This window comes from Tateyamaria algicola (genome assembly GCF_047715485.1).
Classification (GTDB): Bacteria; Pseudomonadota; Alphaproteobacteria; order Rhodobacterales; family Rhodobacteraceae; genus Tateyamaria.
In genome coordinates this window covers 2,160,109-2,172,815 of sequence record NZ_CP180422.1, presented here as the reverse complement: position 1 = coordinate 2,172,815, position 12,707 = coordinate 2,160,109, and the positions used below count along the sequence as shown (strand labels likewise).

At 60.4% G+C, this 12,707-nt stretch carries 9 protein-coding genes and 1 pseudogene; 6 read left to right on the top strand and 4 right to left on the bottom strand.

Annotated elements, in window-relative coordinates:
* The first annotated feature begins 255 nt into the window (after window positions 1-255).
* The 4 genes and pseudogenes from ACMHLQ_RS13085 (at window position 256) to ACMHLQ_RS13070 (ending at window position 6,790) form a co-directional block, all read left to right on the top strand.
* Window positions 256-1,326 carry an HlyD family secretion protein gene (locus tag ACMHLQ_RS13085; RefSeq protein WP_415401087.1) on the top strand — a complete coding sequence of 357 codons (1,071 nt, stop codon included), beginning with the start codon at window positions 256-258 and terminating at the stop codon, window positions 1,324-1,326.
* A 4-nt stretch (window positions 1,327-1,330) separates the two neighbouring features.
* Window positions 1,331-4,080, top strand: a pseudogene (gene rbbA / locus ACMHLQ_RS13080) (ribosome-associated ATPase/putative transporter RbbA).
* A 3-nt stretch (window positions 4,081-4,083) separates the two neighbouring features.
* A complete protein-coding gene (locus ACMHLQ_RS13075) occupies window positions 4,084-5,208 on the top strand; it encodes an ABC transporter permease (RefSeq protein WP_415401086.1) in 1,125 nt (374 codons plus the stop codon).
* Window positions 5,209-5,371: 163 nt separating this feature from the next.
* On the top strand, window positions 5,372-6,790 hold the full coding sequence (locus ACMHLQ_RS13070) for a mannose-1-phosphate guanylyltransferase/mannose-6-phosphate isomerase (RefSeq protein ID WP_415401085.1): 1,419 nt from the start codon (window positions 5,372-5,374) through the stop codon (window positions 6,788-6,790).
* Window positions 6,791-6,799: 9 nt separating this feature from the next.
* Here ACMHLQ_RS13070 and rfbA read toward each other — a convergent pair whose 3' ends face one another.
* From rfbA to rfbC, 4 genes are read right to left on the bottom strand one after another with little or no spacing between them, the layout of a single operon-like run.
* Complete coding sequence (gene rfbA, locus ACMHLQ_RS13065) at window positions 6,800-7,684, bottom strand: glucose-1-phosphate thymidylyltransferase RfbA (RefSeq protein WP_415401084.1); 885 nt, start codon at window positions 7,682-7,684, stop codon at window positions 6,800-6,802.
* A gap of 14 nt (window positions 7,685-7,698) precedes the next feature.
* The gene (gene rfbD / locus ACMHLQ_RS13060) at window positions 7,699-8,562 is read right to left on the bottom strand and encodes a dTDP-4-dehydrorhamnose reductase (protein ID WP_415401083.1); all 864 of its coding nucleotides are present in this window, start codon (window positions 8,560-8,562) and stop codon (window positions 7,699-7,701) included.
* A gap of 9 nt (window positions 8,563-8,571) precedes the next feature.
* Complete coding sequence (rfbB, locus tag ACMHLQ_RS13055) at window positions 8,572-9,612, bottom strand: dTDP-glucose 4,6-dehydratase (RefSeq protein WP_415401082.1); 1,041 nt, start codon at window positions 9,610-9,612, stop codon at window positions 8,572-8,574.
* 3 nt (window positions 9,613-9,615) lie between these two features.
* On the bottom strand, window positions 9,616-10,176 hold the full coding sequence (gene rfbC, locus ACMHLQ_RS13050) for a dTDP-4-dehydrorhamnose 3,5-epimerase (RefSeq protein ID WP_415401081.1): 561 nt from the start codon (window positions 10,174-10,176) through the stop codon (window positions 9,616-9,618).
* Between the two features lie 170 nt (window positions 10,177-10,346).
* Here rfbC and ACMHLQ_RS13045 point away from each other — a divergent pair, with 170 nt between their 5' ends.
* Both ACMHLQ_RS13045 and ACMHLQ_RS13040 read left to right on the top strand, forming a co-directional pair.
* Complete coding sequence (locus tag ACMHLQ_RS13045; protein ID WP_415401080.1) at window positions 10,347-11,678, top strand: UDP-glucose dehydrogenase family protein; 1,332 nt, start codon at window positions 10,347-10,349, stop codon at window positions 11,676-11,678.
* A 15-nt stretch (window positions 11,679-11,693) separates the two neighbouring features.
* Window positions 11,694-12,707, top strand: coding sequence for an NAD-dependent epimerase/dehydratase family protein (locus ACMHLQ_RS13040; protein WP_415401079.1), 1,014 nt, complete (start codon window positions 11,694-11,696; stop codon window positions 12,705-12,707).

The window sequence follows — 12,707 nt, the reverse complement described above, 5'->3', positions numbered from 1 at the left end:
CCGTGTCTTAAACGACCCTGCCGACAGCGTCGGTGACTTGGTCACATTGGTCCCAAAGCGTCTTGTTTGAGACTGAATTGAGCGTAAATGACCGCGACTGAACCGCGTTGACGCACATCAATCCGAACCCGGCCCACTTGCCCGGATTTGACTTTGTGGCTGGGGTGGCTGCCAGCGATTGATCAAAGTCAACAAAGCGCAATCGCCAGTTTGCTAAAGCCCCCTTGGTTGAGCAGCAAATGGGGAATGCCCGACATGAAAAATTGGACACTTCTGGTGGGCGGCGTGCTGGTCGTGTGCGGGGTCGGCGCCTATCTGCTCGCCTCGGTCGAGACGGACAATCCGACCATCCTCGGGCTGCAGGATCGGATTGCGCACCTCCCGATCTTGCCCACATCGGCCAACACCTTGTCCGACGGCATCGTGTCGGGGAATGGACGGATCGAAGCGGTTCAGGTCGATGTCACTACAAAGATTGCCGGGCGCGTCAGCGAGATCATGGTGCAGGAGGGTGACCTTGTTGACGTGGGCCAACCCATCGCCGTGATCGATACTGCGCAGTTGCAGGCACAACTGCTCGGCGCTCAGGCCGACATCGCAAGCGCGCAAAGTCAGGTGGCCGCAGCCGAAGCATCGGTGTCGCAGGCGCAGGCCCAACTGGTTCTGGCCGAACAGGAAATGTCGCGCGTCTCTGCACTGGTCGAACGGCAGGTCGCGTCGCAAGAAACGTATGACATCAGCGTCAGCGAACGCGATGTCGCGCGCGCCAACGTTGTGGCGGCCAAGGCCAATCTCGTCTCGCAACACCGGGGCGTCGATGCGGCGCGTGCCTTCGCACAAGAGATCGAGACACAGATCGACGATAGCATCCTCACCGCATCTGCGGTTGGCCGCGTGCTGTACCGTCTAGCTGAACCAGGCGAGGTGCTGGCGAGCGGCGGTAAGGTCGTGACCCTCGTCAATCTCAACGACGTCTACATGGAAATCTTCCTGCCATCCTCCCAAGCCTTTCGCGTTGCAGTGGGCAGCGAGGCACGGATCAAGCTGGACATTACGGAATTCGCCATTCCCGCCACGGTCAGCTTTGTGTCGCCCGAGTCCCAGTTCACGCCCAAGCAAGTCGAGACATCCGAGGAACGCGACAAACTGGTGTTCCGGGTCAAGGTGCGCGCGGCTTCGGAACTGGTTCAGAACTACATCGAACAGATCAAGACGGGCGTGCGCGGCGTCGCCTATGTCCGCTTGAGCGGAGAAGGCCCCCTGCCGGACTGGCCGGAGCATCTGCAGAACCTTGTCCCCGTCATGCCCGCATCCGCCAGCAACTGATACGATGTTTGGCGAAAAACCACCCGTTGCCCGACTGGAACGTGTGACCCACGCCTACGGGAAAGTGCGTGCGCTTCAAGACATGTCGCTGACCATTCCGGCGGGTTGCATGGCTGCCTTGCTTGGGCCCGACGGCGTTGGCAAATCCACGCTCCTCGGTCTGATCTCGGGCGCGCGGAAAATGCAAAATGGCGATCTGAGTGTCCTTGGTGGCGACATGCGCGATGTACGTCACCGCAACGCGGTCGGCCCAAGGATTGCGTACATGCCGCAGGGCTTGGGCAAGAACCTCTATCAGGAACTCAGCATACGGGAGAACCTGGATTTCTTCGGCAAACTGTTCGGTCAGGACCGCGCGGAACGCAAAATGCGGATCGAGCGGTTGACCAAGGCGACCGACCTCTATGCGTTCCTCGACCGTCCCGCCGGCAAGCTGTCGGGGGGCATGAAACAAAAGCTGGGGCTGTGCTGCGCCCTGATCCACGATCCCGACCTGTTGCTTCTGGATGAACCTACGACCGGCGTTGATCCCCTGTCGCGGCGCCAGTTCTGGCAGTTGATCGACACGATACGGCTGGAGCGACCGGCGATGAGCGTTGTGGTCGCGACCGCCTATATGGACGAGGCCGAACGCTTTGACTGGCTGATCGCAATGGATGAGGGGCGTATCCTGGACACCGGGACACCTGCGCAGTTGAAGGAAAAGACAGGGGCGGCCGACCTTGATGCCGCCTTTGTCGCGCTGCTGCCCGAGGAAAAACGCCATGACAGCGAAGGCCTCGATATCCCGCCACTGGATGTCAACGACACGCAACCCGCCATTGTCGCCAGGGATCTGACCCGCAAGTTCGGGGATTTCACAGCCGTCGACCATGTCAGCTTCGAAATTCAGGCGGGCGAAATCTTTGGGTTTCTCGGCTCGAACGGCTGCGGCAAGACCACGACCATGAAGATGCTGACCGGGCTACTGCCCGCGTCCGAAGGCGAGGCTTATCTGTTCGGCAAGCAACTGGATGCGCGCGACATCGACACCCGGATGCGCGTGGGGTTCATGACGCAAGCCTTTTCGCTTTATGGCGAGCTGAGCGTGGTTCAGAACCTCAGACTGCACGCCCGGCTGTACCATCTGCCGCCGGAAAAGACCGGCGCGCGGATCGACACCTTGCTCGACAGGTTTGGACTGCGCGAGGACATGCACGCCAAGGCCGCAAGCTTGCCACTGGGCATTCGTCAGCGCCTGTCCCTTGCTGTCGCGATCATTCACGAGCCTGAAATGCTGATCCTGGATGAGCCGACATCGGGCGTTGATCCAGTTGCGCGCGATGATTTCTGGCGGCTGCTGATCGAGTTGTCCCGCCGCGACAAGGTCACGGTGTTCATATCAACCCATTTCATGAACGAAGCGCTGCGATGTGACAGGATTTCATTGATGCACGCGGGCAAGGTCTTGGTCTACGGCGCCCCCGATCACCTTGTGGAAACCAAACAGGCGGCCAACCTCGAAGACGCATTCATCAGCTACATCGAAGAGGCGATTGAGCCGCCCGCAGATGCCGAAACGGTCGTTGCGGACCAAAAAACACTCGCGATTGCTGAAAGCAGCAAAACCGCGCCCACCCAAGGTTGGGGGTTCAGCCCCTCGCGCGCCCTTGCCTACAGCTACCGCGAAACGGTCGAAGTCATGCGGGACCCGGTCAGGCTGGCCTTTGCCTTTGTCGGCAGCATGATCCTTCTGATCGTGATGGCCTATGGCATTTCCCAGGACGTCGAAGACCTGACCTACGCCGCGCTGGATCTGGATCAGACACCGCAAAGCCGGGACTACCTGCGAAACTTTTCGGGGTCACGGTACTTTGTCGAACAGCCCGAACTGTTCAGCAGGACCGACCTCGAAGAGCAGCTGATCGCCAACACGATCACCTTGGCGATCGAAATCCCCCCGGCTTTGGGCATGACCTGAAAAAGGGTGAGACGCCCGAGGTGTCTGCCTGGATCGATGGGGCCAACGTGTCACGTGCCGGCACAATCGAGGGGTATGTTTCCGGTGCCCATGCTGCGTTCCTGACCAACCTGGCCCTGGCCGCAGGCCAAGATCCCGACGCCGCCAGCCTGCTGTCTGTCGAGCCGCGATTTCTCTACAACCCGTCCTTTGAAAGCATCTATGCGATGGGCCCGTCTATTCCGGCGATGTTGCTGATGCTGTTTCCGGCGATCCTGATGGCGGTCAGTATCGCGCGTGAAAAGGAAATCGGCACAATCACCAACTTCTACGTGACACCGACAAGTCGCCTGGAGTTCCTGATCGGCAAACAGCTGCCCTATGTCGGGATCGGCATGATCAACTTTGCGCTGCTGACGCTGTTGGTGGTGTTTGTCATGCAGGTGCCGCTGAAAGGCAGCCTTACCACACTCAGCCTCTCTGCCCTGCTCTATGTCATGGCATCCACCGGCTACGGGCTGCTGATTTCTTCAATGACCAAAAGCCAGGTTGCCGCCGTGTTTGCGGCTGCCATCCTCTCGGTCCTGCCGACGGTACAATTCTCGGGGATGTTGCAGCCGGTCTCGACCCTTGAAGGAGGCGCGCGGGTGATGGGCACCTTATGGCCCAGCACCTACTACATGCAGGCCAGTGTCGGCGCTTTCACCAAGGGGCTGCATTTCGAGGACCTCGCAAACGATCTGTTGGCCCTGGCCATCTTTGCCCCGGTGTTTGTTCTGGCAGCTGCCCTGTTCCTCCGCAAACAGGAGGCTTGAGGGATGCGCAGCACGCTCAACATTTGGTGGCTGGGTATCAAGGAACTGGGGAGCGTTTTCAGCGACCTCATCATGGTCGCCTTCATCATCTATTCCTTCAGCTTCAGCATCTACCAGCAGGCGACCGGCCTTGGCGAAGACGTCAATAACGCATCCGTCGCCATTGTGGACGAAGACCGCTCTACCCTGTCGCGCCGCCTGGAAACCGCGCTCTATCCTCCGTATTTCAGCGCGCCCCAGTCCATTGACGCACGCGATGTCGAGACGGCGATGAACGAAGGGCTCTACATGTTCGTGCTGGCCATCCCTCCGGATTTCGAACGTGATATTCGCAAGGGCCTGCAGCCTGAAATCCAGATCAATATCGACGCGACTGCCGTTCTACAGGCAAGCCTCGGGGCGGGGTACATCCAGAACATCGTGACGCAGGAGGTCATGCGGTTTGCCACCCGCAACGATGAGGAGGAAGAGGCCGTGGTCGAGTTGGTTCAACGCCGTGCGTTCAATTCCAACGGCACGCAAGCGTGGTTCAACGCAGTCGTGGGGTTGCTGGATCAACTGACCATGCTGACCGTCATTCTGACGGGGGCCGCACTGTTGCGCGAACGGGAACACGGGACAATTGAACATCTTCTCGTGATGCCTCTGAACGCGTTCCAGATTGTCCTGGCCAAGGTGTGGGCCAATGGACTGATCATCCTCGTCGCATTTTCTGCGTCGATGATTTTCGTGGTCGAGGGGGCCTTGGACGTGCCTGTCGCCGGGTCTCGCCTGTTGTTGCTGAACGGGACGGTCATCTACCTGTTTGCTGCCGCCGCCATCGGAATTTTCCTCGGCACTATCGCCAAGACCATGGCGCAGTTTGCCTTGCTGATGCTGATGGTCATCCTGCCGATGATGATGCTGTCGGGTGGGATGAGCCCGGTCGAGAGCCAGCCGGAGGTTGTGCAACCTTTCACCTGGTTACTGCCCTCGCGCCACTACATGTCATTCGCACAGGCCGTGATCTTTCGCGGTGCCGGTCTGGATGCCGTATGGCCCGAGTTCCTGACAGTGGGGGCCCTCGGGTCGGTGTTTTTCGTCGCCAGCCTGCTTTTGTTCCGCCGCTCGATCTCTGTCACCAAGTAATGGGCCACGGGTCGCTGGAAAACCGCCCGCGCAAACGGCGATCCGTTTGCCGATAAGTCGCTTCAACCCGCCGTTGCACAGTTTCAAGATGACCTCGCCCTTTGAGTTGCTATAGTCGCCTCATAGGCCCGTCGCGCGCGGGATCACGAGGCGGACCAATGACATGATTTACCCCATTGTGCTTTGTGGTGGGTCCGGCACGCGGCTTTGGCCACTGTCGCGCCAATCCTACCCCAAACAGTTCGCCCGCCTCGCTGGTGAGGAAAGCCTGTTTCAGGCATCGGCCCGGCGCCTCGCTGGCCCAGACTTTGCCGCGCCGTTGATTGTGACCGGTGACGCGTTGCGCTTTGTGGTGACCGAGCAGTTGGCGCAAGTCGCCCAGGCGCCCAAGGCCATCCTGATCGAACCCGCGCCGCGCAACACTGCCCCCGCTGTCCTTGCGGGTGTCCTGGCCATCGCACGCGAGGACCCCGAAGCGTTGGTTCTGATCGTGCCCTCAGATCATCTGATCCCCGACATCGACGCCTTTCAGGCCAACGTGGCCGCAGCCGTACCTGCAGCACGTGCGGGCAAGGTCGTGACCTTCGGCATACAGCCAACCCGTGCCGAAACCGCCTATGGATACCTTGAGCTGACCGCGGATGCGCAATCAGCCGATCAGCCCAGCCCCCTTGCCCGCTTTGTCGAGAAACCGGATGAGGCGCGGGCACAGGCAATGCTGGAGGCTGGCAATTTCCTGTGGAACGCCGGGCTGTTCCTGTTTTCGGTGCAAACCATTCTGGAGGCATATAAGGCACACGCTCCCGATATGCTGACTGGCGTCTCCGCCTCGGTCGACGGGTCCGACCTCGACCTTGGGTTCACCAGGCTTGCCGCAGCCCCATGGGAGCCGGTGGAGGATATCTCGGTCGATTACGCCATCATGGAAAAGCTCGACAATCTGGCGGTCATGCCATTTGGCGGCAACTGGACGGACCTGGGGGACTGGGACACTGTGTGGCGCGAAACACCGCAGGATGAGAACGGCAACGCCTGTTCGACCCAAGCCACCGCCATTGCGTGTGAGAACAGCCTGCTGCGCACAGAAAGCGATGGGATCGAACTGGTGGGGATCGGGCTGCAAAACATCGTCGCCGTCGCCATGAACGACGCGGTTCTGGTTGCGGACAGATCGCATGCCCAACAGGTGCGCAGTGCGGTGACCGCATTGAAAACGCGCGATGCGCCACAGGCCGTCGAACAGGCCCGCACCTACCGGCCATGGGGCTGGTACGAAAGCCTGGTTGTGGGTGATCGGTTTCAGGTCAAACGTATCTATGTCCATGCCGGTGCTGCGCTGAGCCTGCAAAGCCATCACCACCGCTCTGAACACTGGATCGTGGTCGAGGGAACCGCGCAGGTCACCATCGGTGATGACGTGCAGCTGGTGTCGGAAAACCAATCCGTCTACGTGCCTCTGGGCACCGTGCACCGCATCGAAAACCCCGGCAAACTGCCGATCACCCTGATCGAAGTGCAAACCGGCGGCTATCTGGGCGAGGACGACATCGTGCGCTACGAAGACCGCTACGCGCGCGACTGACCCGCCGCCCTATTGCTTGGTGAGGCCGAGCAGATAGGCCCCGTAGTCATTCTTGGCAAAGATCTGACCGCGTTCGTTCAACTGTTCCGGCGTGATCCAACCCTGGCCGTAGGCGATTTCGTCCGGGCTGCCGGTTTGCAGGCCTTGCCGCATTTGCAAGGTGCGCACAAAGTTGCCCGCATCCAGCAGGCTGCCATGCGTGCCGGTATCAAGCCACGCATAGCCGCGCCCCATGCGTTTCACGGTCAGGGCACCATCGTGCAGATACCCTTCGAGCAGGGTGGTGATCTCCAGCTCCCCTCGGTCAGAGGGTTCGACTTGCCGGGCCCGCGCAGGCGCTTCGGCATCAAGGAAGTAGAGGCCCGTCACCGCATAGTTCGACGGCGGCACCGCCGGTTTTTCGATGATCTGCTGGGCGCGATCCTGCGCGTCAAAGGCCACAACGCCGTAGCGTTCAGGATCAGCCACGCGGTAGCCAAACACCGTGCCACCCGTGGTTTGCGCATCCGCCTCGGCCAGCAATTCGGGCAGGCCATGCCCGAAAAAGATGTTATCCCCCAGCACCATGGCTGAAGGTGCGCCGTCAAGGAAATCCTCGGACAGGATGTAAGCCTGTGCCAGGCCATCCGGGCTGGGCTGCACGATATAGGTCAGCGAGATACCCCATTGGCTACCGTCGCCAAGCGCGCGTTTGAACTGGTCCTGATCCTGTGGCGTGGTGATGATCGCGATCTCGCGGATACCGGCCAGCATCAGGACGGTCAGCGGATAATAGATCATCGGCTTGTCGTAGATCGGCAGCAGTTGTTTCGAGACGCTGACAGTGATCGGATACAGCCGCGTGCCAGAGCCACCTGCCAGAATGATCCCTTTGCGTTGCTTGGATTGGGTCATGGCGTCGGCTCCGCTTAGGTCTGGTTCTGGAGTTGGTGCAAAATGGTCTTGAGGCTCTCGCGCCATTCGGGCCGTGCGATGCCGAATGCTGTTGTCGTCAAAGTGCAATCCATCCGCGAATTCAGGGGCCGTGTGGCACGTTGTTTGAATTCCGACGATGGGATGTCCGTCACCGCGCACGGCAAGCCCGCTTGCGCAAAGATTTCGCGGGCAAAGTCTGTCCAGCTCGTGTCTGGTCCACCCGCGAAATGATAGATGCCGGACAGGGACGGGTCACGTGCAAGGCCTTGCGCGATGGTCACACAGGCTTGCGCAATCTCGGCCGCGCCCGTCGGCCCGCCGATCTGATCATCGACAATCGTCAACGCCTCTTTCTCGGCACCCAGGCGCAGCATCGTTTTAACAAAGTTCTTGCCGTGGGCCGACACCACCCAGGACGTGCGCAGGATGGCATAGCGGCCTCCGGCTGCAACGACCGCGTCCTCTCCCGCCAGCTTGGTGCGGCCATAGGCACCTTTGGGGCCGGTTGGGTCAGTTGGCGCCCAGGGATCAGTGCCATCGCCGGAAAACACATAGTCAGTCGAGATCGTAACAAACGGGATGTCGCGCGCCGCGCAGGCCTGGGCCATGGCCGCGGGGGCGATCGCGTTGATCTGGTGCGCCGTTTCCTCGTCATCTTCGGCATTGTCGACAGCCGTGTAGGCCGCCGCGTTGATCACCGCATCCGGTGCATGTGCCGCGATGGCATCCGCGCACGCCGCCGGGTCCATCAGGTTTGCCGCATCCCTGTCGAGGGTCGCAATGTCGATATCTGCCCCGGCAAGTGCGCGCAATTCGGTCGCAACCTGTCCGCTATGTCCAAAGACGAGAATGCGCATGTGTGTCCCTCAGCCCGTGCCGAGGCGCTGGCCCACGCCATCGCGGGATTGCAGAGCTCGCCACCAGTCTTCGTTGTCGAGATACCAATCGACCGTGCGGGCCAACCCCTCTTCAACCGTTACCGAAGGGCGCCAGCCCAGTTCGGTCTGCATCCGCGTTGGGTCAATCGCATAGCGCGCGTCGTGGCCCGGACGGTCATCTACAAACGTGATCTGATCGGCATAGGACCCGCTCGCCTTGGGACGCTTTTCATCAAGGATGGCGCAGAGCGTCTGAACCAATTCCAGGTTGGTGCGCTCGTTCTCACCGCCGATGTTGTAGCTGCGCCCGAGTTCGCCCTTTTGCAGGACTGTCAGCAAAGCATCGGCATGATCCTCGACATAAAGCCAGTCGCGCACGTTCGACCCGTCGCCGTAGATCGGCAGCTCCTTGCCCGCCAGCGCGTTCAGGATGATGACCGGCACCAGCTTTTCCGGGAAATGGAACGGACCATAGTTGTTCGAGCAGTTGGTCAGCACAATGGGCAGACCATAGGTTTCGCCCCACGCGCGCACCAGATGGTCCGAGGCCGCTTTGGACGCCGAATAGGGGCTGCGCGGATCGTAGGGTGTGCTTTCAGTGAATTGCCCGGTCGCGCCAAGCGATCCGAACACTTCGTCGGTCGAGATGTGATGAAACCGGAATCCGTCGAACTGGTCACGCCCCTGCCAATACCGCCGCGCGGCTTCGAGCAATGTGTAGGTGCCTGTCACGTTGGTCTGCACAAATGCGCCGGGTCCGTCGATGGACCGGTCTACATGGCTTTCGGCGGCAAGGTGCATCACCGCATCGGGCTGGTGTGTGTCAAAGATGCGCACCATCGCATCCCAGTCGCAGATATCCGCATGCTCGAAGGAATAGAGGTTGCTGGAGGCCACGGATGCGACATTGTCCAGACACGCCGCGTATGTCAGCGCATCGACATTGATCACTTCATGTCCTTGTCCGACGGCCTGGCGCACAACCGCCGAACCGATAAAGCCGGCGCCGCCTGTCACCAACAGTTTCATGTCTTAACCCTCATAGGTGAACGGGGTGTCGAGGTCGGCAAGTGCCGGGGCGACCGCATCCTTGTCCGACAGGACCGGCGCGGCGACATCGCCCCAGTCGATGCCGATATCGGGATCATCCCAGCGGATCGCGCCTTCGGTCTCGCGGGCGTAATAGTCCGAACATTTGTAGATAATCTCGGTATCAGGCTCCAGCGTGACAAAGCCGTGGGCAAACCCGGCGGGCACCAGCAACTGGCGCCCATTTTCAAAGCTGAGGGTCGTGCCGAACCATTGCCCGTAGGTTGGCGATCCACGCCGGATATCGACGGCCACGTCAAACAAGGCCCCGCGTCCGCAGCGCACCAACTTGTCCTGCGCATGGGGCGGTGCCTGAAAATGCAGGCCGCGCACTGTGCCAACTGCGCGTGAAAAGGAATGGTTGTCCTGCACAAAAGGGATCGTGACCCCCTGCGCTGCAAGGGCCTGTGCGCTGTAGCTTTCCGAGAAAAAACCGCGGTCGTCAGAAAAGCGGTTCGGGGTGATAACGATCACTCCGGACAACGGCGTCGTTTCGATCTTCATCTGCCCTGCCTTTGCCTGCGTGCCTGCACTTTGACGCTGCTTAACAACTGGTCCGGGATGTGTCCACCTTTGGGCCAGCCGGTTGCATGGGCCGCATTGTCGGTGATCTTTGCTTGCACCCGTGCCAATTCTTTCTCACAACGGAGGTGTATTGCCCAAAGGGAAGTCAGATGAAGATTGCAGTGATTGGGACCGGGTATGTGGGTCTTGTTTCGGGGGTGTGTTTCTCTGATTTCGGGCATGAGGTGATCTGCGTCGACAAGGACGCCAGCAAGATCAAAAAGCTGGAAAATGGCGAGGTTCCGATCTACGAACCCGGCCTTGATGCGCTGATGGCCAAGAATGTCGAGGCGGGCCGCCTGTCGTTCACCCTTGATCTGGCGAGCGCGATTGATGGGGCGGGGGCGGTGTTCATCGCCGTGGGCACACCGACCCGGCGCGGCGACGGGCACGCCGATCTGACCTATGTTATGGCTGCCGCCGAAGAGATTGCGATGCTGGCCAAGGATTACGTTGTCATCGTCACCAAATCGACGGTGCCTGTCGGCACCAACCGGCAGGTGAAACAGGTCGTGCGCAAGGCCAATCCCGATCTTGATTTCGATGTGGCCAGCAACCCCGAATTCCTGCGCGAGGGTGCGGCCATCGACGACTTCATGAAACCCGACCGGGTTGTCGTCGGCGTTCAGACCGAACGGGCAGCCGACGTCATGGCCGACATCTACCGCCCCCTGTTTCTGCGCGATTTTCCCATCGTCACGACCGACCTGGAAAGCGCAGAGATGATCAAATACGCCGCCAACGCGTTCCTGGCGACCAAGATCACCTTTATCAACGAGATCGCGGCGCTGTGCGAGCGCACTGGCGCCGATATCAAACAAGTGTCCAAGGGCATGGGCCTTGATGGGCGCATCGGCAACAAGTTCCTGCATGCGGGTCCTGGCTATGGCGGATCATGCTTTCCCAAGGACACCAAGGCGCTGGCCCGCATCGGGCAGGAACACGCCGTGCCCATGCAGATCACCGAGACGGTGATCAAGGTCAATGAAGAGACAAAGCGGCGGATGATCGACAAGATCTTTGATCTGTGTGACGGCGGTCTGGCGGGCAAGACCGTTGCGGTGCTTGGCGTCACGTTCAAACCCAACACGGACGATATGCGCGACGCGCCCGCGCTGACCATCGTGCCAGCGCTGCTGGGTGCAGGTGCCAAGGTCCGCGTGACTGACCCGCAAGGCAAACATGAGGGCGAGGCGCTGCTGCCCGGTGTGCAATGGTCCGAAGACGCCTACAAGGCTGCACAGAATGCAGACCTGATCGTGATCCTGACCGAATGGAACGAATTCCGCGCGCTTGACCTCAAGCGGCTGGCACGTCGTATGGCGACACCGCACATGGCCGATCTGCGCAACATCTATTCCTTCAAGGACGCCAAGCGCGCGGGCTTTACCGCCTATGACAGCATTGGTCGCACGCGCTGGGTGGCGGAACCCGACAGCTAAGCCAGGAGCGTCACAATGCCAAAAGCCCTGGTCACAGGTTCTGCCGGTTTCATCGGGTTTCACCTGGCCAAGCGCCTTTTGGCCGATGGTTTCGAGGTCGTCGGCTTTGACGCGCTGACCGACTACTACGACGTCACCCTGAAACAACGCCGTCAGCAGCAGTTGCTGCAATCCCCCGGCTTTCGCGCCGTGAACGATCGGCTCGAGGCCCCCGGCGTACTGCACGATCTGGTCGCGCGCGAAGCACCGGATGTGATCATCCACCTCGCGGCACAGGCTGGGGTGCGCTATTCCATCGACAACCCGCAGTCTTACGTCGAGGCCAACCTGATCGGCACCTTCAACCTGCTTGAAGCTGTGCGCGCCACCCCGTGCCAACATCTTCTCATGGCCTCGACCTCATCCATCTATGGCGCAAACACGGAAATGCCCTATGCCGAAACGCACAAGGCAGATGCCCAGATGTCGTTCTATGCCGCCACCAAAAAGGCGAACGAGGCGATGGGCCATTCATATGCGCACCTCTATGGCATCCCGATCACGATGTTCCGTTTCTTTACCGTCTACGGCCCGTGGGGGCGGCCGGACATGGCGCTGTTCAAATTCACCCGGGCGATTTTGGAAGGCACACCGATCGACATCTATAATCACGGGGATATGCGCAGGGATTTCACCTATATTGACGATCTTGTGCAGGGCATCCGCCTGCTGATCGACGCCGTACCCCCTGCACTGGATACAGACGGTGCGGCCGTTGAAAGTGACAGCCTGTCGCCCGTCGCGCCGCACCGTGTGGTCAACATCGGCAACGGCGCGCCCGTTCCGCTGATGGAATTTGTCGAGGCCGTGGAAGGCGCTTTGGGCCAGACCGCACAGAAAAACTTTATGGACATGCAGGCAGGTGACGTTCCGGCGACATGGGCCGACGGCACCTTGTTGCGCAACCTGACCGGCTATGCGCCGAAAACCGACGTGACAACAGGTGTCGCGGCATTCGTTGCGTGGTATCGCGACTATTACGGTGTGTAG